A 26,251-nucleotide genomic window follows, 5' to 3' on the forward strand; every position below is an offset into this window, starting at 1 on the left:
ACGCAAGGTTAACGGAGCAGTGTGTGACAGGGTATTTCCTTTTTCATCTGATGTGATATAATAAAGAAAGGAAGATAAAAACGCCGGAGCATTTGTGCAGAAAAAATGCGGAAGCGTTGCGGGTACAGAAGGGTACAGAATATAAGTTGCCTTTTGGGTGCAGGAAGGATTAGGGAGGATTGGTCATGAAGAAGATTTTTATTTTGTGTGCGTTGCTGATTACACTGTTTACGTCTGTGTGCGGTGCGGAGCCGGTGTCCAGTTACTGCAAACTGGATCAGAGCAAATGGCTGTGGCTCAGTTCCACGGATTTTCAGGGAACCTTTTTTGATTACACATCGGTGGAAAAAGTTCCCGACAAGAACGAAAAGAAGGTCTGGGTGTGCACCTACACCTGGGTGGACGACACCTTCGGCAAAGGCATGCATTACGTGTTCGTAAGGTACGGCATCAATTATGACAATAACACCGCGTACATGGAAAAAGGCGCGGTGCAGGACGAAAACCTTAATACCATCAAGTCGTACGACAAGCTGAAATATAATCCTCAGCCCATTAAGCCGGGCACTGTATTGGACCGCCTGGCAAAACGGGTGACGGCGTTCGGGAACGGAGACAAGTAAATAAGGGAGACAAGTAAATAAGGGGCGAAGCGTTTTTGTGAAAGGTGGGTCGAAGTATTATGGCATTGAAGAACCAGACTGAGGAACACAGAAAATATCTGGAACTGCTGGCGCGGGAGTTTCCCACCCAGGAGGCGACGGTCACGGAGATCATCAACCTGCAGGCCATCATCAATCTGCCCAAGGGCACGGAACATTTCATGAGCGACCTGCACGGGGAGTACGAAGCCTTTTACCACATTTTGAACAACAGCTCCGGCGTCATCCGGGAAAAAGTGGACATGCTTTTTTCCGAGAGTATGAATGACCGGGACCGCAAGAACCTTTGTACATTGATTTATTATCCCAAAGAGAAACTGGATATGCTGGTTGAAGTGGGGCTGATGTCGGAGACCTGGGCCAAAACGACCCTGCGCCGCTTGCTGCGGCTGGCGAGACTTCTGTCTTCCAAGTACACCCGTTCCAAAGTGCGTAAGGCCATGCCGGAAGACTTCCGTTATGTGCTGGACGAATTGCTCCATGCCCAGCCTGACGAAGACCAGAACCGGTATGTATACCATGCCAAAATTCTGGATACCATCTGGGAGACCGGCAGCTTCCGTTCTTTCATTTATGCGCTGACCTATCTGATCAAACGGTTGGCGGTGGATCATCTGCATATTGTGGGCGACATTTATGACCGCGGTCCTTACGCCCATAAAATTATGGACCGGCTGATGCAGCACCATTCAGTGGACGTGCAGTGGGGCAACCACGATGTGCTTTGGATGGGGGCGGCGGCCGGCAGCATACCCTGTATCATCAACGTTATTCGTAACAACGTGCGATACAACAACTGGGAAATCCTGGAAAACGGTTACGGCATCAGCATGCGCGACTTTGTAACCTTTGCGGCGGAAAATTATCAAAAAGACGAAAGCAAGAACGCACTGGTAAAAGCCATTAATGTAATGCTGTTCAAGGCGGAAGGGCAGGCCATGCTGCGCCATCCGGAATTCAAACTGGAAGACCGGCTGCTGTTCGACAAAATCGATCCGGTGAAAGGCATTGCCACATTACCGGACGGTCAGTATGAAATGAATACTACGGACTTTCCTACCTACGATCCGGACCGTCCCTATGAGTATTCGCCGGAAGAAGAGAAGATCATCGAAGACTGGCAGTGGGATTTCCTGCACAGCGAGGCCCTGCAGAAGCATATGGATTTCTTCTTCAGCCACGGTTCCCTGTACAAGGTCATGAACGGAAACCTGATGTTCCACGGCGGGCTGCCCATGAACGAAGACGGCACTTTCCGCCCTGTCACCCTGCGTGGGAAGACCCTGAAGGGCCGTGCCTACATGGACTGGGTGGATCATCTGGCCCGTATCTGCTTCCGGCGGCGTAAGCTGGAAGACCAGGACTTTTTCTGGTTCCTGTGGATCCATCCCGATTCCCCGGTGACGGGACGTACCATCAAGACCTTTGAACGCAGTTACATCGACGACGAAAGCACCTGGCCGGAGCCCCAGGATCCCTATTACAAGCTGCACCGGAAGAAGGAAATCTGTGAAAAGGTGCTGCATGAATTCGGTCTGGATTCGCCCCAGTCCCACATCATCAACGGACATACGCCGGTAAAGGTAGCCCAGGGCGATACCCCGGTACGGGCCGGCGGCAAGGAAATCTGCATTGACGGCGGTTTCTGCAAGGCTTACCAGAAATCAACCGGCATCGCCGGTTATACGCTGATCTTTAATTCCCATGGCATCCGTATCAAGGCTCACTATCCCTTCCAGGATATCGAACACGTGCTCACTACCAATGCGGACATTGATTCTGTCACCACCCAGGTGGAGATGGAGCCCAAGCGGGTGATGATCGGCGACACGGACAACGGACAGAATTTAAAACAGCAGATCTCGGATTTGACGGATCTGCTGGAAGCGTACAGAGACGGAATGATTATGGAGAAAAAATAGGGAATTAACAGTTCCCCGTATAAACGTATTTTAAATAGTTGCGCGCTACGTCTGCCAGCCGGTACACCCGGGCGGCAGGCGTTTCGTTTCTGTCCACCATGTTCCAACGGGGGAAGAACTTGCTTACGTGCAACGGAATGTCCGGTGAAAGTCCGGCGATCCATTGGGCGATGGCTTCCATTTCTTCCGGGCTGTCATTCTCTTTGGGTACGATCAGCGTTGTCAGTTCCACGTAGGCGGTTTTGCATGCTTCCGTAATGAAAGCTTTTACCATTTCCAGGTCGCCGCCCAGCGTTTTGTACCATTCCGGGGTGAAGCCTTTCAGGTCAATGTTGTATGCGTCCACGATACCTGCCAGACTTTTGGCGATTTCCACAGAAAAGTTCCCATTGGTGACCACTACGTTTTTCTGCCCGTTGCGGTGAACCAGTTCGCCGGTGTCACGGATAAATTCCCAGCTTAACAGCGGCTCATTGTACGTAAATGCCACGCCGATGTTGTTCCGGTTTTTCAGTTCCAGCGCTTTGGCTGCAATCTGTTCCGGCCTGGCAATAACGGGCTGGAAGGCGTCCCGCCCGTATTGGGAAATGGAAAAATTCTGGCAGAAAGGGCAGCGCAAATTGCAGCCGTAACTGCCTAAAGACAAAATCGTCGTACCGGGATAAAACCGGTTCAGGGGCTTCTTCTCAATCGGGTCCAGCGCCAGCGAAGTCAGGAAACCGTAGTTGCCGCAGACATTCTTTCCGTCCTGCAGTGTGCGGACGCGGCAGAACCCGGTTTTGCCTTCCTGCAGCGTGCAGTGATGGTGACAGTAGGGACAAGTATATGACATGATCGTTACTCCTTGTATGGTACACTGGTAAAGTCCTGCAGGTACCGCCTGAACGCAGTGACCCGTTCCCGGAGGGCGCGAGGAAGACAAAGAAAAACTATTCTTAATGTCAGGCTGCTGACATAGGCGGCAGTCGTCATCGCCGTGCGCCAACGGCGCAGCGAACGGTCAGGCACCGAAGCGTTAGGGTCACAATGTGAAGGCGGTACCTGCAGGACGCTTCGCTATATTGCCAGAATTTAGAAATGCCGTATCACTTCAAAGCGCTTCAGTTCACATCCGCTTTCTTCCGGACGGATGCCGGCTTTCTGTTTGGCGATATCGACTTGCTGCTCAATGGTATCCACGCCGGGCAGGTTGGGCAGCAGCAACCCGCTGCGGCTGCCTTTGGTCACCAGCACGCCGTAACGTTTTACGTCCAGCTGGGCCGGCGAGCTGATGGGTTCCATGGGTCCCAGCACGTCCACGCTGTATTCCAGTTCTTCCAGTTCATCAGGCAGCACCGGGGTGAAACGGGGATCGCGGCTGCAGGCGGAAATGGCGTTGTGCCGGATTTCTTCCGCCACGTTGTCGTACATGGGGCCGATGGTGCCGATGCACCCCCGCAATGCGCCGCGGATCTTTAGCGAAACAAACACGCCGGCCTTCTGCGCCGTCATCTCCGGGATAATATGCTGCGGGGAACGCAGGTAATCGCCTTTGCTTTTCACGTAATGCTCGATGACTTCCCGTGCCAGCTTCACATAGTCGTCTTCTTTGGCAAGCCGTTCTGCCTTCATCCTGCCCCGGATGGTGTCGTAGGCGCTCAGGAAGTGACGGCTTTCGTCTGCCCCGGTTGGGGTGAACAGGGTGACGCCGTAGCCTACACCAAAAGGTCCTTCGTAGCTCAGCTTTTCCGCTTTTACTGCCAGTCCGTCCAGGGCGCCGGCCATTAAAACGAAAGAGCGGTGACCGCATTCGGCAGCTTCTTCCAGAAACGTATCTTTAAAGGAAAACAGCTCGGCAAAATTTCCGCTTCCCATTACGTCCATAATCTTTTTGTCGTATTCGGGGCCGGCGGCGTTATAGCCGTAAGGGCCGCTTCTGGTGAGCTTATGGGACAGGTCGCCGCTGGCGATCCAGGCAATCTTTCGGCCCAGCTTTTCCGCCGTTTCCGCAATGAGCATGCCAACCCGGTAATGCTCTTTCAGGGAAAAACCGGAGAGAGCCAGCCGCACGATTTTGCAGGTTTTGCAGTATTTTGCGAGAAAATACAGGGGCACCATGGTTCCGTGATCCAGTTCCGGCTGCCGGTTGCCCAGGGTGCCGGCCGGGATGCCAGCCTGTTTTGCCGCAGCATCAACCGCGCGAACCAGCTCTTCGTCATAGACAACGGTAAACTTGACCTGGGGCGCGCCGAACTGGGCCATGCTGCCTTTGGCGGAAGGCCCCGGTGAAATATGGAAGTAATCGGAGTACAAAATGGAATGCGGACTGGAGACGATGACCGTGTCCGGTTGCAGGTCCACTATGAATTTTGCAGCCCTTTCAAATGCGTCGATGGTGGACTGGATTCGTTTTTCTTCCCCGTGGCCCACTTCGGGAAGGATGAGGGGCGGATGGGGGACCTGTACTGCGCCGAGAATTGCCATGGTGAAAACTCCTTTCTGCCATACCGTTACTCAATAGATGGAACGGGTTGCCTGTCAGGCCGGGTTCCGATTTTTATTGTTCGTACACACGCATGTAACAAAGTTACACTCCCTAATGGCGTAACGATTTATCCTGATTATTATTATACAGCAAAATATGCAGTATGGCATCTTTAAAATTGACAAGAAAAGGCTGCCTTGTTAAGATAAGTATAGAATGGATTTGAGGAGATGGTGATTAATCACCGTTTCCATAAGTAAGAATCATTCGGAGCAAGGAAGTACATGAAATCAGAAAACGTAATAGAGAATGAAGTGAATAATAAAAACTTGAATACGATAAAAGAAGAAAACACGACAAATGCAGAGAATACGATAAATGCAGAAAACACGGACGCGGCAAAAACGGAAAACGCGGTTGAGGCTGTAAAAGGCAGTTCGAATGGTAACGCGAAGCGTGAAGAAACAGCAGCACAAACAGATGTGCAGGAAGAAGCGCAATCGGTTCCCGCTGTGCAGGAAGTGGATACTGCATCCATCAACGCTGCGGAACAGGACGCAACGCCCCAGCCGAAACGCAGGCAGCGCCCGAAACGGAAAGGCCGTTCGGTAGCCGGGCAGGTTTCCCGGTTGAAACTGGCGCTGCTGTTTCTGGCTCCGCTATTACTGGTATCAATCTGGACAGAACTGGCGCCGTTTCTGGTATCTGCCGGTATCCGGGGCAGCCTGGTTGATCTGCCCGGAAAATATGAGACGGTCAATTTGCGGGGGCTGTTGCAGCTGGAATTGGTAGGCCCCATCCTTTATGCGGGACGCCAGTTTTATCAGCAGGCGCTGCAGGATCTGCGGGAGCGCATTCCTTCAGCGGAAGTGCTGCTGCTCATCAGCACGGTTGCTGCCGTGTGCGGCGGTGTATATACTGCCTGCCACCTGGTACTGGGGCAGCACTACTGGAATCTGCCGCCGCTGTTTCTTTCCTATATTGGGTTGTGCGTGACGGCAGCGCTGGGCAGCGTTTATCTGGACCGCTGGTGCAAGGCCTCCCTGCCGCAGTTTTTGGATCTCCCCTCCATGTGGCTGGTGAGCGGTTCCATCCTGCTGTCTATCGTCGCCTGTCTCAGCTTTTTCTTTACCGGAAAGGCAGCCTTCCCCATCTGGCAGATTGCCGTGTCCATTTTTGTCTGTGGCTGTCCGGTATTGTTGCTGCCTGCCATCAGCGTAGCTGCCTTTACGTCGGTGCAGAAAGCGGCGGAGAAGAACATCCTGCTCCGGGACGGAACCGTGTTAGGCGACGCAGGCGAAACGTCATTGATTATTTTCGACAAAACCGGAACGCTGACGATCGGGCGCCCGGTACTGACGGATATCCATGTTTTCAACAACGGAAATGAGTCCGGGCTGCTGAGTCTGGCATCGGCTATGCTGCAGGACAGCGACCTGCCGGAAGCGGAAGCGGTCCGGGATGCGGCGGAAGGGTGTAAACTGCCATTGGTGACAGAAGTTCAGTCTACGCCGGAAGGGTGGCACAGCGCCCGCTGCTTTAAGGAAAATATCCGGCTGGGTTCCCTGGAATATGTAAAGCGCTATGCCCGGATTCCGGCGGAGGCCAACGGATACGTGGAACAGATGTCCGACGTGGGCAAGACCGTGTGGTACCTGACAGTGGGGCGTACCCTGTATGCCATTTTCGGCTTTTCCGATGAACTGCGGAAAGAAACGCCGGAAGCCATGCGCCGGTTAAAAGAGATGAACATTGTCACGTCTGTGATGACCGCAGATAACAAACGGGCCGGGTTGTATCTGGCCAGATTGTCCGGGGCGGAACGGGTGGCCGCAGGCTTGCTGCCCACCCATAAGGCGCAGCTGGTGCAGACCTTCCGCAAAGGCGGCGAAGTGGTGGCCGTGGTAGGCGACGGGGATAACGATGCCCCGGCGCTGGAATGCGCGGACTTCGGCTTTGCCGTAGGCAGCGGCACCAAAACCGTATGGAAAGCGGCCCAGGTGGTGCTGACCGACAACGACCTGCGGAATGTGGCGGCTACCTTTACACTGAGCCGCGCCTGTGTGGAAATCATAAAAACGAATGTGCGTATCGTCTGTATCTGCAACCTGTTGCTGCTGCCCTTTGCTCTTGGGATCGCGTACTTGTTGGGCGGCCCCCTGCTGCAGCCCTGGATGCTGCTTGTGGCAACCATTGCGGCGGCGGCATTGGTGGCAAATAACACGTGGAAGCTGAAAAAGATGAAGATATAAAAAGTACAGGAAAAAAGGAGCTGCCAACCTGCAGCGAACGTTTGAAACGTTGCGCGCAGTGGCAGCTCCTTTTAGGTTTTATTTGGGGAATACGTTTTCAATAATGGCTTTCATGAAGTTCTCTTCCCAGCGGTAGTTGCGGCTGTAGCGTCCTTTGTTATGTTTGTAGTCGGTGGCGAAGCCGTTCTGCAAAAAGATAAAGCCGTTCTTTGTGCCGGGCTGCCACATCAGGCCGCCGATGAAACCGTAAGCTTCTCCCAGATGCCCGACCAGGTCAAAGTCAGGCCGGTTGGGGGTTGGTTTGGTGGAACCGCTGCCGCTGAAATACTGCAGTGCCAGGCCGTAGCTTTCAATCGCATCATTATCTATGTCACCATTTGGCTGTGCCGGTGTGTAATTCCACACCGGTTTTTCCATCAGCTGAACCGTAGCGGGTTTCAGGATTTCTCTCCCTTTGTATTTACCCCGGTTCAGCAGCATCTCCAGCATGTGGCCCAGTTCTTCCGGGGAGATACGCAGCCCTCCCTGCGGGGAAAAGATGCCGGCGTTGGTTCCGGGACGGTAACTGGAAAGCATAGAAGCGCTTGGCAGATCGATGGGACGGTCGTCAATCTGTGCGTAATAGCGGCCGGACTCTCCTTTTGTCTTGCGGTATAAGGTTCCCATCTTCTGCAAATCGGAATCGGAAAAGTCCCGCAGATTGAAGCTGCCTTTGATATCCAGCGGTTTCAGCACTTTCTTTGTGATGTATTTGTCGAAACGCTGGCCGGACACTTTTTCCATAATGGTAGCCAGCAGTACGAAGTTCAGGTTGCAATAGCTGAAATACGAGCCGGGGGCTTTGCTTCTTGTCCAGCAGTCCGCCGAAGTAAAAAAGGATTTGACGTTGCTCTTAAACGGGACATAGGGCGTAGGGTAGTCCCGGATAGACGAAGTGTGGGACAGCAGCATCCGGGATGTGATCGGCTTGTGGGGATAGCCCGGGTTCCGCAGGGTAAAACCAAGGTAACGGCTCACGTCTTCGTCCAGATTGATTTTGCCTTCTTCCACCAGCTGCATGTAACCGGTTGCGGTGAAAACTTTGGAAATGGAAGCCACACGGAATCGGCTGTCTGACGTAACGGGCAGGTTCCAGTTCTTCTTTCGGGGACTGAGGAAACGATTGCCCATCATGTTGCGGTACACTTCCTTGCCGTTTTTGTACACGATGACCGCCAGCCCCGGCACTTTTTCCCCGTAGCCTCCGATCATGTCCGCTAAAGCGGCATCTAGTTTTCGCGTCGCAGTTTTGGACAGCAGGGAGTTGTAGTTTTCCGCTTTGTTCTGGATGCGGAAAGGATGGCCTGGCACAACCGCGGCACTTTGTTTTTGTGTTGCGAAGGGTTTGGAAGGTTCCTTTTTGGCCTTTGCGTCGGGGGTGGTACCGGTTTTGGTATTAGTAGTCGGAGTTGTTGTGACGGCCGGTGAATTTGTTACGGCTGGCGTACTCGTAACTGTGGGTTTATCGGAAATCGTTGATTGATTTGCGACCGGAGCGCTTTGTGTTTTTGCAGGATTGACGGAGACTGGTTGGGTTTTGGGCTGAACAGGATTGTCTGTCGTGGTTTCCGACCGCGATGTTTGTGTCGGCACTGCAGCCGGCTGCGCTGTTTGAGGTGGTGTTGCAGGCTGAGCCGGCTGTACCGTTTGAGGCGGCGCTGCAACGGCAGGTTCCGTTTTGGCAGTCGGAGCAGAGACTGCAGGCTGAGGTGCGGGTTCAGTGGTTGCAGTGGTTGCCGGGGGAGGTGTTTCCCGGGAAATAGCAGGAGCAGGCTGTGCCGCAGGTTTGCCCGGGGTGCGTATGGCCGGCGCGGCAGGGGCTGCAGTTACTGCAGATGTAAAAAAAGAAGAAATCAGTACAATGGCGATTGTTCCGATTTGTGTTTTTAAAGTGAAATTCATAAAATCCTCCACATACACCAGAAGGAAAGAGGGAGCTTTCGTATTGACTGCAACAGCATAGATTGCAACAGCGCAATAAGACCGGTCAGCGTACAGACGAATTAATCAGTGTTTCCTTAAATTACGTATTTAAAAATGCAGAAGAAAACCGTTCCCGCCACAAGAGCCACCGGCAGTGACTGCGTCTTATAAACGATGGGGAAAGCGCAGACGGTAGCCCACAGACCGTAGTTCTGCAGGGAAAAGTTCAGCGCATTATCTTTCAGGAAAATGTCGGGGAAAATCAGCGCGCCGAAAATGGCGGTAGGGATGTACTTCAGCCAGATGTTGAACCAGTCAGACAGCTTGCGGCCCCGCAGCAACAGCAGGGGAAGCTCCCGGCAGGAAAAAGTGCCGATCACCATCATCAGGGTGGCGCCGTATATATATAAGGATTCATTGTCCATTTGGATTCTCCAGTCTGCCGGTTATTTTCCGGCATTTGTTTGTGTAAGCAAAGAGGCTGCTTTGCTTATGATCAGGAATTCGCTTCTTCTTTTTTCGAACGTTTTACTTCCAGCCAGCAGGCAATGACAGACACAATCAGCGTGGCCAGTACGATGTGCAGCTTAAAGGGTACCACAAAGGAAAGCAGTACCGAAAGAATGCCGCCCAGGAGTCCGGCAATCAGCAACACCGTATCATGCAGGTAACCGCTCCAGATACCTAAGAACATGGCAACCAGAATGTAGGAAACCAGTTCCGTTGGAGGATTCAGCCAGGCTGCCGCCGTGCAGCCGATAAAGTTGGCGCTGGCCCAGACCAGGCAGGGAGAAAAACCCAACGCCAGCCCTTGCTGCGGATCCCAGTCCTTATCTTTACTAAAGCTGTCCAGGTTTACCGCGAAGGTCTCGTCGGTAATATTCTGGGCGAAGATAACAGAATAAGGAAGAGAGCAATCTTTAATATGCGGGTACATGGCTGTGGAAAAGAACATGTACCGCAGGCTTACCATAAAATTGGTAACCAGAATGGAAAACAGGGATGCGTTATCCATCAGCATGGCGATGCAGATAAACTGCCCGCTGCCCGAGTAAGCCAAAATGCTCATGATGAACGCTTCGACAGGAGCGATATGCGCCTGCTGTCCCAAAATACCGCAGGCCAGCCCCAGAAACAAATACCCGATATAGATCGGCATGGCCCGCTGAATCACTTTCTTATTAAAATGCAAGGTAAAAACCGTCCTTTTGCAAACTGTAATACTTAATTATTATATAGCGAGTTCCCGTTTTCTGCAATTACAGACAGAAAATAAAAATGGATTTGTCTCCTGTATTTGTGAAAAAGCATAGCATAATTGTGAAAGATGTACAACATATATTGACATTCGTTTCTTTTTACTACTATAATTAGATATTAGCTGAAATAATAATGAACTACAATTCAGGAAAAGAAATGAGCAAAACATCGGGAATGATTGCGTCATTCCGTGAGACGAAATGAGCCGTCGTGGCGAGACTGTCTGAGGGGCGTAGCCCCGAGTTTCGAAGCCACAGGCGAGTGAGTCCGTGGAATAGCAATCATGCACGGTTTTGCGAATGCTTTTCCTGAGAACAGTGTTTATAGTTTTTATACAGGAGGTTTTTCTATGGCAACGGTAAGACCTTTCAGAGGATTGAGACCGGAATCGGAACTGGCTGCGAAAATCGCATCGCTGCCCTATGACGTAATGGACACGGAAGAAGCCCGCGCAAAAATCGCGGCGGATCCATTCAGTTTTTTAACAGTAACCAAATCGGAAGCCACGCTGCCCGAAGGTACAGACCCCTACAGTGATGAAGTCTACGCAAAGGCCAGGGAAAATCTGGTCAGCTATGTTACCAGCGGCAAAATGAAACAGGATAAGACGCCCTGCTTTTATATTTACCGGCAGCGGATGAACCAGCATATCCAGATCGGACTGGTGGCAACGGCAGCGGTGGAAGAATACCGCAACGGCACCATCCGTCGGCACGAACTGACCCGCACGGAAAAGGAGCAGGACCGGGTACGTCACATTACCGTGACAAAAGCCCAGACAGGTCCGGTGTTCCTGACCTACCGACAGCGTCCGGAAATCAGCTCATACATCCTGAAGCTGATGGCGGAGCGGGAACCGGTCATCAACTTTATCGCCGAAGACGGCGTGCGCAATACCCTGTATGTGGTAGACGACCCGGTGCAGATCCGGGAGATCATCCGTCTCTTTGAGGCGGTGCCCGCGTTTTACATTGCGGACGGCCATCATCGCTGCGCCGGAGCCATGCGCGTGGCGGACCAAAGGGAAAAGGAAGCGGGCGCAAAGGATGCAAATGCAGAATATGAATACTTCCAGGCCGTCATCTTCCCCGACAACATGATGGAGATACTGGACTACAACCGTGTTGTAGCCGATTTGGCCGGTTACAGTGAAATCACGTTCATGCGGGCCGTGGAAGAGAAGTTCCAGATTAAGCCTGTGCGGAAAGCGTATCATCCGGAGAAACGCCATACCTTCGGCATGTATCTGGCGGGACGCTGGTATGAACTGAAAGCCAAAGAGGGCACCTTTGACCCGAAGGATACCATTGCCGCATTGGATGTTTCCATTCTGCAAAACAATCTGCTGGCGCCTGTCCTGAAAATCGGCGACCCCCGCACGGATGACCGCATTGGTTTTGTGGGCGGCATCCGGGGCCTGGAGGAACTGGAACGTAAGGTGGACAGCGGCAAATTTGCCGTGGCCTTCTCCATGTACCCCACCCTGATGCAGGAAGTCATGTCCGTTGCGGACGCGGGCCAGATCATGCCGCCTAAGTCCACCTGGTTTGAACCCAAATTACGAGACGGCATGGTGGTGCACTTGCTGGAAGATTTGCAGTAATTTATATAATTTTGTGAAAAGGAGTAATCAACGTGAGCCGGATATTCAATTTTAACGCGGGCCCTGCGGCCCTGCCTCTGGAAGTGTTGGAAGAAGTACAGGCGGAACTGCTGGATTTTAACAATACCGGGATGTCCATCCTGGAAATCAGCCATCGCAGCCCTGCCTTTGAAAAAGTGCTGGAAGAGACCAAACAGGATATTAAGGACCTGCTGAATCTGTCGGACGATTACGGCATCTTCTTTATGGGCGGCGGCGGCAGCCTGCAGTTCAGCTGCGTGCCCTGCAACTTTTTGAAAGAAGGGATGACGGCGGCGTATTCCGACACCGGTTCTTTCTCCGATAAAGCGTTTGAAGAAGCGGAAAAAGTGGGCAAGGCGGTGAAAGTGTTCAGCTCCAAAGACCGGGGCTACGACCGGGTGCCCCGTCCGGAAGAAGTGAAGCTGCCCGAAAACTGCGCATACCTGCACATTACCGGCAACAATACCATTGAAGGCACGGAGTATTTTGCCTATCCGGAAACGGGAGACGTGCCCCTGATCGCAGATATGTCTTCGGAAATTCTGTCCCGTCCTTTCCCGGTAGAGAAGTTCTCCCTAATTTACAGCGGAGCACAGAAGAATATCGGGCCCGCCGGCGTGGTGCTGATCATTGCGAAGAAAGATTACGTGGCAGGCCGCGACAAAAAGCTGCCCGTCATGATGAACTATGAGACCATACTGAATAAGGATTCCCTGTACAACACGCCGCCGGTATTTGCCATCTACATCGTAGGTAAGGTGGCAAAGTGGCTGAAGAAACAGGGCGGCCTGGCGGCTATGGAAACCGTGAACCGGAAAAAAGCGGCTTTGTTGTATGCGCTGCTGGACAAGTATCCGGAATTTTATAAAGGCCGGGCGGAAAAGGCCAGCCGTTCCATCATGAACGTGACCTTCAACCTGCCTTCCAAAGAACTGGAAGCAAAATTTGTGGAGGAAGGGAAACAGCGCGGGCTGGGCGGACTGAAAGGACACCGCAGCGTAGGCGGTATCCGCGCTTCCATTTACAACGCCATGCCGTTGGCAGGCTGTGAAGCGCTGGCGCAGTTCATGGAAGAATTCTATCAGAAAAACAAATAACGAACCGTTTGCGGTCCGTGTTTAAACGGAGCGACTGCCTGTTTCTTACGGGCAACCGTTTCCGTCAAAGGCGCAGACGGACTGCCTGGCTAATACCTGAGTTTGTGAACCGGGGCTTTGGTTTTATTCCGAAGCCCCGTATTTTTTTGCGAATTTTTAGATGAAATGGTAAAATAAGAATAACAATGAACAAGGAAAGGTGTGACCTTTTTTGTTTAAACAACTGATATGCAAAACACTGCCCACACCCATGTGCCACGGCAGCTGTCTGACGGCGCTGCCAAACGGCTCTCTGCTGTGTGTCTGGTTCGGCGGCAGCCGGGAAGGCGCGGCGGATACGGAAATTTATTTCTCGGTAGGCAGGCCCCGTTATACTGCGGTGAAAGAGAAAAAGCCGGATAGCGGCCGGGAGCATATCCATGACGGTCGTGTGCAGGAAACGTTGGAGGTATCCTGCGACTGGACGGAACCGGTCTGCATCACGAACATGCCGGAAGCCTGCTGGAACCCGGTGCTGCTGGTCCAGCACGAACATGTGCTGCTGTTTTTCAAAACCGGGAATAAAATTGCGGACTGGAAGACCATGGTCATGCTGAGCCGGACGGACCCGGTATATTGGGGTCATCCCCGTCCGCTGGTACCGGGTGACGCCACCGGAGGGCGCGGGCCGGTGCGGACAAAACCCATCCTCCTTCCTTCCGGGCGTATCTGCGCGGGGGGGAGCATTGAGCGGGGCGAGTGGCAGTGCTTCTGTGATTACAGCGATAATTACGGAATCACCTGGAACCGTACCGCGTTACTGGGGCTGAACCTGCTGGCGCTTAATTTGCCGGAAGCCGGGGAGCACGGGCAGGCAGAACCGGTCGCTGTTTCCGAGCTGCCGCCTCTCAGCGCCCAGAGCTTTAACGGACGCGGCGTCATCCAGCCGGTCATCTGGCAGGAAATGGGACGGCTGCACATGTATATGCGCAGCACGGAAGGCTATATTTACAGCAGTGTTTCGGAAGATGAGGGGAAGCATTGGACAGACCCGCAGCCTACGGAACTGTACAATAACAACAGCGGATTTGATGTGATCCGTGTGCCGGGGGGCCGGCTGTTTCTGGCCTGCAATCCGGTGCGGGGCAACTGGGGCGCCCGCACGCCGCTGGCCCTGTTCATGGGCCGGGAAGACGGCAGCCGCTGGGAAATGTTCCTGCGGCTAGAAAAAGGGAAGGGCGAATTCAGTTATCCGTCCTTAACGTACGCCTTTAACGGGTTGTGGGTGTCTTACACATACAACCGGGAGAACATTGCCGTGGCGTTTCTGACCTGGCGTGAGATTGCCCAGTGCCGTAAGTTCAGGATCCGGGAACATACATGATGCAGCCAGGCGAAACATATGATAAAATAAGAATACTCTAATGAAGTAAAAGGAGAAAAAACTATGAAGAAACTGATCACCTTATTGATGTTGACAGCCATGTTGTTAGGTGTGGCCGGCTGTGGCGGCAGCACGGAAAAGAAAGCGGCCTACCCGGCTGACGGCGACATTACTGTCATTATTCCGAAAGCGCCGGGCGGCGGTACGGACACCAGTGCCCGCGGGCTGATCTCGTTCCTGCAAAAGGAATTAAAGGGAAGCAAGTTTGTTCCCGTAAATAAACCGGACGGCGGCGGTATCACCGGCATGGTGGAACTGTCCAAGGCGAAACCGGACGGACATACCTTAGGTATGGTGACGGTAGAGCTGGCCATGTTCCCTCATCAGGGCAAAGCCACCGTGACCAACAAAAATTATGTTTCCGTGTGCGCGCCCATTGCGGCTCCCGCAGCCCTGATCGTTACGAAGGAAGCGCCGTACAATACCCTGGATGAGTTTGTAAAATATGCAAAAGACAATGCCGGCAAGATTTCCATGGGCAACTCCGGTACCGGCGCCATCTGGCATATTGCCGCGCTGAACTTTGAAAAGGAATTTGACGTAAAGTTTAAACACGTTCCTTATCCGAAAGGAAGCGCCGACATTGCGGCTGCCCTGGCGGGCAAACATATCGACGCGACCCTGGCGGACCCCAGCGTGTTCAAGAGTCAGATCGATGCAGGCACGCTGAAGATTCTGGCTGTGATGGCGGATACCCGCAGCGAATTCTATCCCAACGTTCCGACCTTTAAGGAACTGGGACATCCTATGGCGATCCGCGCCTGGGCGGCGCTGGTAGCACCGAAAGGAACGCCGAAGGAAAAGATGGACGTACTGCGCAAGGCGGCTGAAAAGGTCTGCAACAGCAAAGAATTTAAGGATTACTTCAAAAAGCAGGGGATCGATCCTACTGCCATCGTGGGCGATGCCTGCGATAAGATGATGGCGGACGACGACGCCATGTATGCCAAGTTCCTGAAAAAGTAAAACCGATTGGAAGTACGGAAGAACGGATCCGTACTTCCTTTAACAAAAGCCGCAGCGGTATTTCGATATCGCTACGGCTTCTTCTGACAGGAGAGTTATCCTATGGTTTCCATGAAATGGTGCAATTTTGTGGTGTGTATTGCAGGGCTGGCCATGGGCGGCTGTATGATGGGCGCCTCGTCCCGTTTTCCCATGGATATGACGGAGCAGGGGCCGGGACCGGGGTTCTGGCCGTTCCTGCTGGGTCTGGCCCTGGCCGTTGCGGCGGCTGTCCTGGCGGTTTATACGCTCTTCCACCGACAGGAACTGGCGGAAGAACGAATCGCGTTGGGTACGGCGGCCAACCGGCAGGTGTATGTGGTGATGGGACTGATCGCCGCGTTTTGCGGGTTGGTGCATCTCACCGGGTTTTACCCTGCGGCTCTGTTGCTGATCCCCTGCCTTATGTACCGGCTGGAATGCCGTGACAAAAAGCGGATGCTGCTGACAGCCCTTTGCGTGACATTGTTTATTTATCTGGTGTTCGGACAGCTTCTGCATACGTCGCTGCCGTCCTCTGTGTTTTTAGAATAGGAGGGGGACGATGGCGGACATTATTACAGCATTAGGACTTATTGCAGAACCGTTTAATTTTGTGTGTCTGATTTTTGGCGTAGGCGTGGGCATTATGTTCGGCGCCATGCCGGGCCTTTCCGTGAACATGGGACTGGCGCTGCTGCTGCCCCTGGCCTTTGCCTTTAAAGGGATGGCGGGCATATTGATGCTGTTGGGCATCTACTGCGGCGCGATTTACGGGGGAAGCATCAGTGCGATCCTGCTGAAGACGCCGGGCACCCCTGCCAGTGTGGCTACGACCCTGGACGGCTATCCCATGGCCGTGGAACTGCGTCAGCCGGGCCGGGCTTTGGGACTTTCCACTACGGCCAGCGCCTTTGGCGGCATCTTCAGTACGATCTGCCTGATTATCTGCGCGCCTCTTCTGGCTAAAATTTCCCTGCAGTTTTCCAAACCGGAATATTTTGCGCTGGCGGTATTCGGGCTGTCCATTATCACCAGTGTATCCAGCGGCAACGTGCTGAAAGGAATCATGGGCGGTATCATCGGCCTGTTCCTGGCCACGGTGGGCATTGACGCCATGAGCGGCGCCATCCGTTTTACATTAGATACCACCTACCTGTTGGGCGGCGTCAGCTTTATCCCGATCCTGATCGGCGTGTTTGCGTTGGCGCAGATGCTGCAGAGTGTGGAGGACTGCTGGCAGAAATCACAGCTTAAGCAGCACGTGACCATTCATAAGGTGCTGCCGTCCATGGCAGATTTGAAACGCTGCTTTGTGACCATGCTGCGCAGCAGCGCCATCGGTACGTTTATCGGCTGTATCCCCGGAACCGGCGGGGATATTGCCAGCTTTGTGTCTTACGACCAGGCCAAGCGGTGGAGCAAACACAGCGAAAACTTCGGACACGGGGAACCGGAAGGCGTAGCCGCGCCGGAGGCCGGGAACAATGCTGTCAGCGGCGGGGCGTTTATCCCGGTGCTGACCCTGGGCATTCCCGGGGACGGGGCCACCGCCATCATGATGGGGGCGCTGATGGTACAGGGCCTGCAGCCGGGGCCGCTGCTGTTCATTGAGAAAGCGCCGGACGTATATGCGATCTTTATCGGCCTGCTGCTGGCCAATATCATCATGGCCTGCATGGGCTATTCGCTGATCCGTCTCTTTGTAAAACTGACCAACGTGCCGAATGAGATCCTGCTTCCCATCATTATGCTGATGACCTTTGTGGGGACTTACAGCTACGGGAATTCCATGACGGATGTGTATGTGATGGTGGCCAGCGGGTTCATCGGATATTTTTTAAACAAGCTGAAGTTTTCCATGAGCGCCATCATCATCGGCATCATCTTAGGCGGTATGGCAGAGCAGAATTTTGTAGGCTCCCTGATCATGAGCGACGGTAATCCCGCCATCTTCTTCACAAGACCTATCTGCCTGTTCTTCCTGGCAGCCGCTGCCATCTCCCTGCTTGCACCCTTTTTCATGAAAAAGAAAAGCTGAACAGAAGAACCAGAAGGAAAACCAAAACAGAAAAACCGTAATGCCCGGAGTGCAGATTTAAGGAAAGACGCATTCCAAAACATTACGGTTTTAATTTTCAATTCATTTGGCCGTATGAAACGGGTTCAACTGATAACAGACATGTACGCGACAGGCATGTACACGAACGAATCGCCGATATCGAGCCGCTTCCCTGTACACGAATGGATCGCTGATACGTCGGTTATCTGCTGTCTCAGTTATCCTGCCAGCCCTTGCAAAGGTCTACCCAGCCCTCGTTGACGGTGTATTTTTCCAGCTCTTCCGGTGTCAGCTCAATGGCGTTGTTTTCTTCGCCTGCGGCAGGGAACATGGTAGGAAACCGCTTCATGGAAATATCCAGATACACTTTGACGCCTTCGTTCACGCCGAAGGGGCAGACGCCGCCGGGCGCGTGACCGATCTGTTCTTCCACTTCGGCAAAGGGAAGCATGTGGGCTTTCATGCCGAAAAAGTGCTTGAATCTGGCATTATCGATTTTTGTATCCCCGGCAGTTACAATTAAAACAGGATGCTCTTTCCCTGCAAAGGAAAGCGTTTTGGCGATGCGGGCCGGCTCCGTTCCGGCAGCCTTGGCGGCCAGCTCCACCGTAGCGCTGGACTCCTTAAATGTTATGATTTTATCTTCCATACCGAACTGGGACAGAAACTTTCTGGCGCGTTCCACAGACATGATAGCGACCCCTTTACATTTTAGTATTCCGTAAACATTAGAATTCCGTAAACAGTGTTTCTTCCAGTTTACGTTTTTCTGTTGCACTTGTCAACTTTTGCGTAACCGATTAAAATAAGAATAGAAAACAAAATCAGTAGTATGTAGGTGTAAGCAAAAGGAGTGAAACCATGGGACCCTTACAGGACGTCAGAATACTCGACTTATCCCGGCTGTTGCCCGGACCCTTCTGTACCCGCATGTTTGCCGATATGGGCGCGGATGTAATCAAAATCGAAGAACCGGTAAAAGGGGACTACGCCCGGGATTTTGTGCCCCGCCGGGGTGATTTTGCCTGCTGGTTCATGGAAGTGAACCGCAATAAACGAAGCGTGGCCATGGATTTAAAACAGGAAGAAGACAAAGCTGTGTTTATGGAACTGGCAAAGACCGCCGACGTGGTGGTGGAAAGCTTCCGGCCCGGCGTAATGAAAAAACTGGGAATCGATTTTGAAACCGTGCGTAAGATCAATCCGAAAATCGTCTATTGTGCCATCACCGGTTACGGTACGAAGGGGCCGCTGGTAAAACAGGCGGACCACGATATCGGGTACCAGAGTCTGGCCGGACTGGTTTCTTTAAGCGGAAAGCGTTACGGCAGCCCGGCTATTCCCGGCATACTGATTGCGGATATGCAGGCTTCGGCCATGGCGGGCATGTCCATCCTGGCGGCGCTGCACCATGCGGAAAAAACGGGGGAAGGGCAGGAGATCAGCATTTCCCTGTTCGATACCTGTCTGGCCCTGGTGCCGGGCGTCAGCGCAACCTATTTCGGAAACGGGTTTGTCAATATGCGGGGCAACAACTGGCTGAGCGGCGCTTATCCCAACTATAATATTTATCAGACCGAAGACGGAAGGTATGTGAGCGTGGGCTGTCTGGAAGAAAAATTCTGGACAAACCTGTGCAATCTGCTGGAACGGCCGGATTTGATCCCGCTGATTCGAGATGAGGACAAACATGTCTATATCAAGCATGAACTGGCGGCTTCGTTTGCGGAAAAACCGCTGAAAGAGTGGATAGAACTGGCAAAAGGATCGGATGCCTGTCTGGCTCCCGTGCTGAATTATGACGAGGCCCTGGCTACGGAGCAGGCAAAGGCGGATGAGATGGTGCTGGAAATCGAAGATGCGGAGCTGGGGAATTATAAGACCATGGGGTTTGTTCCCAAGTTTTCCAAAACACCCTGCGCCTTTTACCGGCGGGCGCCCCGGTTAGGGGAACATACGGAAGAAGTGCTGAACGAACTTGTCAAATAGTAAAGGAGACGCTGATTCATTCGTCTGCACGCTGACCGGTGCTTTTTGTGACTGACTGCGTCAATGTCTCCCAAAACAACAGCAAAAAACAAACAGCAGGCTGCGGAACAGAATCCGTAACCTGCTGTGTTTTTATCTGTTGTGTTTTATGCGTATTCTTTGGCTTCACCGGTCTCCGCTATTTTTTCGGTCTCAGCCGTTTTTGTCGCAGCAGAAGCCAAAACGGCGGCGGCCGTTTTCACTTTTCCCTTTTTGCCTTTCTTACTGTAAACAGGCAGGGCCTTTATGGTATTGCCCGGGGCGATTGCTTCAACAAATGCCTTGACAATTTCCGGATCAAAGGAAGTCCCCATCGCGCTTAACAGTTCCTGCAGCGCTTCCTGATGGCTTTTCTGCCACTGGGCCGAGCAGGGGTTGATCACACTGTCATAATAATCCGCCACACTGATGATCCGCGCGCCCAAAGGGATGTTCACGCCCTTCAGCCGTTTGGGATACCCCGTGCCGTCCCACTTTTCGTGGTGGCTGCGAATCAGGTCGATGACGCCGGAGAATTCCTCCATGTTTTCCAGCATGCTGCAGCCGGCAATACAGTGGCGTTTGTACTGGGCCATTTCCCGGGTGCTCAGATAGGGGAATTTATTCAATATGCTGTTGGGAACGCTTAACAGACCGATGTCATGCATCAGTGCCGCTGTCCGGATGATGCCGATCTCCTTGCGGGAGAGTCCCAGCTTGGCGGCCACGCTGGCCGCATAATTGGCAACCTGTTGCGAATGGAGGTAAAGGGCCCCGTTCTTCCGTTGTAAAAGTTCTAAAAAAAAGCTGCAAATCTCTTTTGTTTTCCCTGTGAAGGCGAAATCGAGATACTGAGGAATTGAAAGCATAATATCACGTCCGTACTTCATGTATTGGAGAGAACCGCGGTTTCGTTGTCCGGTACGCGCGCAAGCCCGTGAAACCGGCGTTCTCGTAGTTTTTCTGCCAGATAAATATAACCGGAACGGATCCGGTCATGGTTTCGATTTTTTATGTGTGATTATAGTATAGTGGCTTTGGGGGTAAACGTCAAGACAAACATAAATTTGCCAAAAACAGGTTCGCCATACGCGCTCCGTTGTGTTAACAATTAAACACCTGATGGAAAGACCTTGCAATCGTGCTGTAAAATGCTTGAAATATTCAATGCGGTGTGCTATATTAAATGAATAAAAACAATCCGGGTCTGTGGTTGAAAGTCGATGCCAGTTGCAGGCGAAACGATCCACGTAAGCAGTATAAGTACTGTGAGCACGGTGCAGCTTAGAAGTAAGTCCTGCCGTAGGGAAGGAAGGACATGTCGGCGTAACGGCGGCATGGGCCGGTCATTCTTTTTACGAGAGAAGCAGTAGTGGGGAGCGGATGCTTAGGAGCGAACCTTCCAGCAGGCGGGTGTGGGGGCGAAAACCAGGTCAGCCGGGGCGTTTTTATTTCAGGAACAGATTTTTCCCAACATGAAACAGTGGTCCCGGAGGCAATATTGCATGAAAAAACTACTGGCTGTTTTGATCTTTCTGGTTTTGCTGGTGACCGTCGGCTGCGGCGGCAGTAAAAACGAGAAGAACGAGTATAAGGCGGTTTTGAAGGACGAACTGGTCGTTGGTACGGAAGCGGCGTTTGCGCCTTTTGAGTTTACGGATGAAAAAACCGGAAAGCTGACCGGCTTTGATGTGGAGTTGATCCAGGCCGTTGCGCAGGAGATCGGTTTCAAAAAGTGCACCGTGGTGAATATGGATTTTGACGCACTGATCCCGGCTGTGAATTCGGGTAAAGCTGATGTTGCCATTTCCGCCGTGACCATCAATGATACCCGCAAGCGGGTCGTTCTGTTTACCCAGCCTTATTATAAATCCGGTCTTGCGTTTATCGTGAGGAAAGGGATAACCGATGTAAAAACCTTCGAGGATCTGAAGGCAAAGACCATCGCGGTGCAGAAAGAAACCACCGGCGAAGTGTATGCCCGCCAGCTGGAAGAAAAGGGCGCCGTGATCAAAGCCTTTGCCTCCAACGAGCAGGCCTTTACGGAGCTGAAGAACGGAAAGGCGGACGCGGTGGTGTGCGATCTGCCGGTATTGCAGTATTTCCTGAAAAATGGCGGCAGTGCCTTCGCCAGTTTGGCAGGCAATCCGCTGACCGTAGAAGAATACGGTATCCTGATGGGAAAAAAGAAGCCGGACATGCAAAAAGCCATGGATAAGGCACTGGATAATTTGAAAAGAAACGGAACCTATGATAAACTGTATGAAAAATGGTTTGGAAAAGGGGAAAAGTGAACTCCACGCTGAACAGCGGAAAATATTAAAAATCATTCTGGAGGGGAAGAAAGATGAAGAAGTTAACCGTATTATTGAGTATCCTGGTATTGGCCCTGGGGATCCTGGCAGCCGGCTGCGGCGGCGGGGATAAAAAGGCTGACGACAAGAAAGCAGCAGCTCCGGCGCCCGCTGCGAAAGAGGAACTGATCGTAGGCACGGAACCGTCCTTTGCGCCCTTTGAATTCCCGGAAAAGGATTCCAAAGAGTTTACCGGTTTCGATATGGATCTGATCCGCGCTATCGCCAAGGAAATGGGATACAAGAAATGCACGATCAGAAACATGGGCTTTGATGCGCTGATTCCGGCGATCAACGCCGGCAACCTGGATGTGTCCATCGCAGGCTTCAGCATTACGGAAGAACGGAAACAGCAGGTTATTTTCTCGCAGCCCTATTACAAGTCCGGTTTGGCTTTTGTGGTACGCAAGGAAGTGAATGACGTAAAGAAATTTGAGGACCTGAAAGGCAAGACCATTGCGGTGCAGATGGGTACCACCGGCGCTATGTATGCGGAAAAACTGAAAAGCAAGGGCGCTGTTGTTAAGACCTTCAATACCAGCGACCTGGCCTGCATGGAACTGAAGAACAAAGGCGCGGACGCCGTTGTCAGCGACCTGCCCGTATTGCAGTACTTCCTGAAGAACGGCGGCAGCGAATATGCCAAGCTGGCCGGCGAGCCTCTGACGGCGGAAGATTACGGCATCGTAATTTCCAAGAAGAAACCGGAACTGGCCAAGGAAGTGGACAAGGCGCTGGATACCCTGAAGAAGAACGGAACCTATGACAAGCTGTATGAAAAATGGTTTGGCAGCAAACCTGCAAAATAATTAAAACTGATATGTAAGGAGATACTGAAAATGAAAAAGACCTTTATGTTATTGATGGCAATGGTTATGGTGGTTATGATGGCAGCCGGCTGCGGCGGCGGAGAAAAGAAAAAAGCCGAGGCTCCCAAAGTGCTGCGGGTAGGTACGGAACCTACCTTTGCTCCTTTTGAATTCCAGAAAGACGGCAGCAAGGAATTTGACGGTTTCGATATGGATCTGATCCGCGCCATCGGCAAGCAGCTGAATATGAAAGTGGAAATCCTGAACATGGGCTTTGATGCCCTGATCCCTGCCCTGAACGCAGGCAATATCGATGTGGCTGCCGCGGGCATGAGCATCACTCCGGACCGTCAGAAAGCTGTTGACATGAGCGATCCCTATTATGTAGCCGGTCTGGTGGTTGTGGTAAACAAGGACAACACGGCGGTAAAGGGTATCAATGAACTGAACAACAAAGGCATCGCGGTACAGATCGGTACCACCGGCGCAGAACGGGCGGCCAAAGTTCCCGGCGCCAAAGTGAAGAACTTTAACACCAACGCGGAAGTTTTCCTGGAATTAAAGAACAAGGGCGTGGAAGCGGTTATCATCGATAAGCCCGTAGCGGAATACTTCCTGGCTACCGGCGGCGGCAAAGACTATGCCAAGATCGTAGGCGACACCATGGAAGCTGAGTCTTACGGCCTGTCCCTGAAGAAAAACAGCCCGCTGACAAAGGATATCAACAAGGCCCTGCTGGATCTGAAGAAGAACGGCGAATATGACAAGATTTATGCAAAATGGTTCGGCGCCGTGAAAAAATAAGCCGTGTTGTTGCAAGTCGGTCATTATCACAGCGCAGGCAATTGAATGCATATTGATAAACAAAAGGGAGTTTTGCATAAAATTCCCTTTTGTATTTTTTATTTATGTAGTATAATACATGCAAAGCCGGTTCTGTACGGATCTTCTGTGTGCAGTACAACTGCGGGAATAAACCGTATCCGGCGTTGCATAGCATTCCTTTCCTTCGGACGGATCTGTGTTATGGTTGTGCAAAAAAATACAAAAAATAAGAAGGATTTGCTTTATGGACATGAATATTGAATTGATAAAAAGCGCGATACCGCTGTTGATAGCGGGGGCCGGTATTACGGTGGAAATTACGGCGCTCAGCGTGTTTTTCGGTATGCTGATCGGTATCATAGTAGCGCTGGCGCGACTGTCTGATGTTAAAGTTTTACGCTGGCTGGGCAATGTGTATGTGGATTTTATCCGGGGCACGCCGCTTCTGATCCAGATTTTCCTGGTGTATTTTGCGCTGCCCAGTATCATCGGGAGCCGGGTGGACGCCTTCTTCGCAGCCATCTCTGCCTGCTCCATCAACAGTGGCGCCTATGTGGCGGAAGTGTTCCGCGGCGGTATCCAGTCTATTGACGTGGGTCAGATGGAAGCCGGGCGCAGCCTGGGCATGACCTGGTGGCAGACCATGCGCTATATTATTTTGCCCCAGGCCTTCAAGCGCATCATCCCTCCCCTGGGCAACGAATTCATCGCCATGCTGAAGGATTCCTCCCTGGTATCCGTAATCGGCTTTGAAGAACTGACTCGCCGGGGCCAGCTGATCATTGCCCGCACCTATGCGTCCTTTGAAATCTGGATGGCGGTGGCGATCATGTACCTGATCCTGACTTTTACGGTAGCCCGGCTTACCGGCATCCTGGAAAGGAAGTTTGATACGAAATGACAGAACGACAGGATATTATAAAAATTACAGGTCTGCAGAAGAGCTTCGGCGACCTTCATGTACTGAAGCGTATTGACCTTAACATCAAAGAAAAAGAAGTGGTGGTCATCATCGGGCCCTCCGGCAGCGGCAAGTCCACCTTATTGCGCTGCATCAATTATCTGGAAGTACCCACGGGCGGGGAAATCGTGTTTGACAACATCCCCCTGGACGGGAAAGCGAATATCAATGAAGTCCGCAAGGAAGTGGGCATGGTGTTCCAGCGTTTTAACCTGTTCCCCCATATGACGGTGCTGGAAAACCTGGTGCTGGCTCCCAGGAAGGTGCGGAACATGGGTCGGAAGGAAGCGGAAGAGCTGGCTATGATGTATCTGAAGAAAGTCGGGCTGGCGGAAAAGGCGAATAATTATCCGGACCAGCTTTCCGGTGGGCAGCAGCAGCGTGTGGCCATCGCCCGGGCTCTGTGCATGAAACCTAAAGCCATGCTGTTTGACGAGCCGACTTCGGCACTGGATCCGGAAATGATCAACGAAGTGCTGGAAGTTATGAAGCAGCTGGCCAAGGAAGGCATGACCATGGTGGTGGTGACCCACGAAATGGGGTTTGCCAAAGAAGTGGGCGACCGGGTGCTGTTCGTGGATGGAGGCTACATTGTGGAAGAGGGAACGCCGGAGCAGGTGTTCGACCATCCCCAGAATCCCAGGACCCAGAGCTTCCTGTCCAAGATTTTATAATGCGGAGTTGTAACGAAATTTGCAATTCTGTATGAAAAAGTGAAAAAAGTTAGAAATCTTACGTTGCATACAGGAATAAAACGCTGCGTGTCGAATGAATATACAACGGACAACGGGGACGAAACCCAGCGGACAGGAATCGCAAAGAGGAGGCTGTACAGATCGGTAACAAAACGGCCGCGGCTTTCGGATCCGGAGCCTGTAATAACCAAGTAACACCTTGGACGTTCAAGGAGGACTCAGTATGGCCATTATTGTTAAAGGAAGAAACACCGTTGTATCACCGGCAGTGAAAGCGTATGTGGAGAAAAAGATCGACAAGGTAACCAGGCAGTTTAAGGCGGTGGGAGATATCACCGCGGTTCTTAAGGTAGAAAACGGCAATCATATTGCGGAAATTACCGTTCCGGCCAAGGGCATCCTGTTGCGGGCCCAGGAATCGACGAAAGATATGTATTCGTCCATCGATCTTGTCATTGAAAAGATTGAGAGGCAGGTACACAAATATAAGACCAAGCTGATGAAACGGAAATACAATAATTTCCGGGAGCTCCCGGCAGAAGCAGCACCGGCTGCTGAGCCTGTGCCGGCCCAGGCAGAGACGGAAGAAGAATTCCGGATTATCCGCAGCAAGAGCTTCACCATGAATCCCATGACGCCGGAAGAAGCAATCCTGCAGATGAATCTGCTGAATCACGACTTTTTCGTGTTCTTTGATCCGGATTTCGGCGGGGTAAGCGTGGTGTATCGGCGTAAAGACGGAAATTACGGCTTGCTGGAGCCGAAACTGGAATAAAATACATACAGATAGGGCGCAGGACAGTACCTGTCCTGCGTCTTTTCTATTATTCACGTAAACTTCACAAAGTATTACGCAGAAACGGCCGTGTTTTTTTGACTTTTGCTGTA

General features: G+C 52.2%; 25 protein-coding genes. 18 read left to right on the plus strand and 7 right to left on the minus strand.

What is annotated here, in order from left to right; all coding sequences use genetic code 11:
* The first annotated feature begins 185 nt into the window (after window positions 1-185).
* Entirely contained in the window at window positions 186-623 is a 438-nt protein-coding gene (locus QZV31_RS03480) for a hypothetical protein (RefSeq protein WP_295358133.1), read from the plus strand.
* A 59-nt stretch (window positions 624-682) separates the two neighbouring features.
* Window positions 683-2,584: a fructose-1,6-bisphosphatase gene (locus tag QZV31_RS03485; protein WP_295358134.1), complete on the plus strand. Its 1,902-nt coding sequence runs from the start codon at window positions 683-685 to the stop codon at window positions 2,582-2,584.
* Between the two features lie 4 nt (window positions 2,585-2,588).
* On the opposite strand, the gene amrS is transcribed toward QZV31_RS03485, so the two are convergent.
* Entirely contained in the window at window positions 2,589-3,416 is an 828-nt protein-coding gene (amrS, locus tag QZV31_RS03490) for an AmmeMemoRadiSam system radical SAM enzyme (RefSeq protein ID WP_295358137.1), read from the minus strand.
* 239 nt (window positions 3,417-3,655) lie between these two features.
* Complete coding sequence (gene amrA, locus QZV31_RS03495) at window positions 3,656-5,047, minus strand: AmmeMemoRadiSam system protein A (RefSeq protein ID WP_295358140.1); 1,392 nt, start codon at window positions 5,045-5,047, stop codon at window positions 3,656-3,658.
* A 285-nt stretch (window positions 5,048-5,332) separates the two neighbouring features.
* On the opposite strand from amrA, the gene QZV31_RS03500 reads away from it, so the two are divergent.
* A complete protein-coding gene (locus QZV31_RS03500; RefSeq protein WP_295358143.1) occupies window positions 5,333-7,300 on the plus strand; it encodes an HAD-IC family P-type ATPase in 1,968 nt (655 codons plus the stop codon).
* Between the two features lie 78 nt (window positions 7,301-7,378).
* Here QZV31_RS03500 and QZV31_RS03505 read toward each other — a convergent pair whose 3' ends face one another.
* Window positions 7,379-8,650 (minus strand): serine hydrolase domain-containing protein, encoded by a 1,272-nt coding sequence (locus QZV31_RS03505; RefSeq protein ID WP_295358146.1) that lies wholly within the window; start codon window positions 8,648-8,650, stop codon window positions 7,379-7,381.
* 49 nt (window positions 8,651-8,699) lie between these two features.
* Here QZV31_RS03505 and QZV31_RS03510 point away from each other — a divergent pair, with 49 nt between their 5' ends.
* Together QZV31_RS03510 and QZV31_RS03515 are read left to right on the plus strand one after the other, a co-directional pair.
* Window positions 8,700-8,822: a hypothetical protein gene (locus tag QZV31_RS03510; protein WP_295358149.1), complete on the plus strand. Its 123-nt coding sequence runs from the start codon at window positions 8,700-8,702 to the stop codon at window positions 8,820-8,822.
* Between the two features lie 237 nt (window positions 8,823-9,059).
* The gene (locus QZV31_RS03515) at window positions 9,060-9,302 is read left to right on the plus strand and encodes a hypothetical protein (protein ID WP_295358152.1); all 243 of its coding nucleotides are present in this window, start codon (window positions 9,060-9,062) and stop codon (window positions 9,300-9,302) included.
* Between the two features lie 55 nt (window positions 9,303-9,357).
* Here QZV31_RS03515 and QZV31_RS03520 read toward each other — a convergent pair whose 3' ends face one another.
* Together QZV31_RS03520 and QZV31_RS03525 are read right to left on the minus strand one after the other, a co-directional pair.
* The gene (locus QZV31_RS03520; protein ID WP_295358155.1) at window positions 9,358-9,687 is read right to left on the minus strand and encodes an AzlD domain-containing protein; all 330 of its coding nucleotides are present in this window, start codon (window positions 9,685-9,687) and stop codon (window positions 9,358-9,360) included.
* 71 nt (window positions 9,688-9,758) lie between these two features.
* A complete protein-coding gene (locus QZV31_RS03525) occupies window positions 9,759-10,454 on the minus strand; it encodes an AzlC family ABC transporter permease (RefSeq protein ID WP_295358158.1) in 696 nt (231 codons plus the stop codon).
* Window positions 10,455-10,871: 417 nt separating this feature from the next.
* Here QZV31_RS03525 and QZV31_RS03530 point away from each other — a divergent pair, with 417 nt between their 5' ends.
* From QZV31_RS03530 to QZV31_RS03555, 6 genes are all read left to right on the plus strand, one after another.
* Window positions 10,872-12,125 carry a DUF1015 family protein gene (locus QZV31_RS03530; RefSeq protein WP_295358161.1) on the plus strand — a complete coding sequence of 418 codons (1,254 nt, stop codon included), beginning with the start codon at window positions 10,872-10,874 and terminating at the stop codon, window positions 12,123-12,125.
* A 26-nt stretch (window positions 12,126-12,151) separates the two neighbouring features.
* On the plus strand, window positions 12,152-13,243 hold the full coding sequence (gene serC / locus QZV31_RS03535; RefSeq protein ID WP_366508681.1) for a 3-phosphoserine/phosphohydroxythreonine transaminase: 1,092 nt from the start codon (window positions 12,152-12,154) through the stop codon (window positions 13,241-13,243).
* Between the two features lie 211 nt (window positions 13,244-13,454).
* Complete coding sequence (locus QZV31_RS03540) at window positions 13,455-14,606, plus strand: sialidase family protein (RefSeq protein ID WP_295358167.1); 1,152 nt, start codon at window positions 13,455-13,457, stop codon at window positions 14,604-14,606.
* 63 nt (window positions 14,607-14,669) lie between these two features.
* A complete protein-coding gene (locus tag QZV31_RS03545) occupies window positions 14,670-15,632 on the plus strand; it encodes a tripartite tricarboxylate transporter substrate binding protein (RefSeq protein WP_093729208.1) in 963 nt (320 codons plus the stop codon).
* 102 nt (window positions 15,633-15,734) lie between these two features.
* Entirely contained in the window at window positions 15,735-16,205 is a 471-nt protein-coding gene (locus QZV31_RS03550) for a tripartite tricarboxylate transporter TctB family protein (protein ID WP_093729207.1), read from the plus strand.
* Between the two features lie 10 nt (window positions 16,206-16,215).
* On the plus strand, window positions 16,216-17,691 hold the full coding sequence (locus QZV31_RS03555; RefSeq protein WP_295358174.1) for a tripartite tricarboxylate transporter permease: 1,476 nt from the start codon (window positions 16,216-16,218) through the stop codon (window positions 17,689-17,691).
* Window positions 17,692-17,926: 235 nt separating this feature from the next.
* Here the strand turns inward: QZV31_RS03555 and QZV31_RS03560 are convergent, their stop codons facing one another.
* A complete protein-coding gene (locus tag QZV31_RS03560) occupies window positions 17,927-18,403 on the minus strand; it encodes a YbaK/EbsC family protein (RefSeq protein ID WP_295358177.1) in 477 nt (158 codons plus the stop codon).
* Window positions 18,404-18,573: 170 nt separating this feature from the next.
* On the opposite strand from QZV31_RS03560, the gene QZV31_RS03565 reads away from it, so the two are divergent.
* Window positions 18,574-19,701 (plus strand): CaiB/BaiF CoA-transferase family protein, encoded by a 1,128-nt coding sequence (locus tag QZV31_RS03565; protein ID WP_295358179.1) that lies wholly within the window; start codon window positions 18,574-18,576, stop codon window positions 19,699-19,701.
* A gap of 146 nt (window positions 19,702-19,847) precedes the next feature.
* Here the strand turns inward: QZV31_RS03565 and QZV31_RS03570 are convergent, their stop codons facing one another.
* Window positions 19,848-20,588: an HD domain-containing phosphohydrolase gene (locus tag QZV31_RS03570; RefSeq protein WP_295358182.1), complete on the minus strand. Its 741-nt coding sequence runs from the start codon at window positions 20,586-20,588 to the stop codon at window positions 19,848-19,850.
* A gap of 636 nt (window positions 20,589-21,224) precedes the next feature.
* Between QZV31_RS03570 and QZV31_RS03575 the strand changes: the two genes are divergently transcribed.
* From QZV31_RS03575 to raiA, 6 genes are all read left to right on the plus strand, one after another.
* On the plus strand, window positions 21,225-22,013 hold the full coding sequence (locus QZV31_RS03575) for a basic amino acid ABC transporter substrate-binding protein (protein WP_295358184.1): 789 nt from the start codon (window positions 21,225-21,227) through the stop codon (window positions 22,011-22,013).
* Between the two features lie 53 nt (window positions 22,014-22,066).
* On the plus strand, window positions 22,067-22,882 hold the full coding sequence (locus QZV31_RS03580) for a basic amino acid ABC transporter substrate-binding protein (RefSeq protein WP_295358187.1): 816 nt from the start codon (window positions 22,067-22,069) through the stop codon (window positions 22,880-22,882).
* Between the two features lie 30 nt (window positions 22,883-22,912).
* A complete protein-coding gene (locus QZV31_RS03585; protein ID WP_295358190.1) occupies window positions 22,913-23,686 on the plus strand; it encodes a basic amino acid ABC transporter substrate-binding protein in 774 nt (257 codons plus the stop codon).
* A 265-nt stretch (window positions 23,687-23,951) separates the two neighbouring features.
* A complete protein-coding gene (locus tag QZV31_RS03590) occupies window positions 23,952-24,608 on the plus strand; it encodes an amino acid ABC transporter permease (protein WP_295358193.1) in 657 nt (218 codons plus the stop codon).
* Window positions 24,605-25,342, plus strand: coding sequence for an amino acid ABC transporter ATP-binding protein (locus tag QZV31_RS03595; protein ID WP_295358196.1), 738 nt, complete (start codon window positions 24,605-24,607; stop codon window positions 25,340-25,342). Before QZV31_RS03590 ends, QZV31_RS03595 begins: the two co-directional genes overlap by 4 nt.
* Before the next feature lie 244 nt (window positions 25,343-25,586).
* Window positions 25,587-26,138 carry a ribosome-associated translation inhibitor RaiA gene (gene raiA / locus QZV31_RS03600; RefSeq protein WP_093729197.1) on the plus strand — a complete coding sequence of 184 codons (552 nt, stop codon included), beginning with the start codon at window positions 25,587-25,589 and terminating at the stop codon, window positions 26,136-26,138.
* Window positions 26,139-26,251 lie beyond the last annotated feature (113 nt).

It is taken from the genome of uncultured Succiniclasticum sp. (assembly GCF_902793885.1).
GTDB lineage: Bacteria > Bacillota > Negativicutes > Acidaminococcales > Acidaminococcaceae > Succiniclasticum.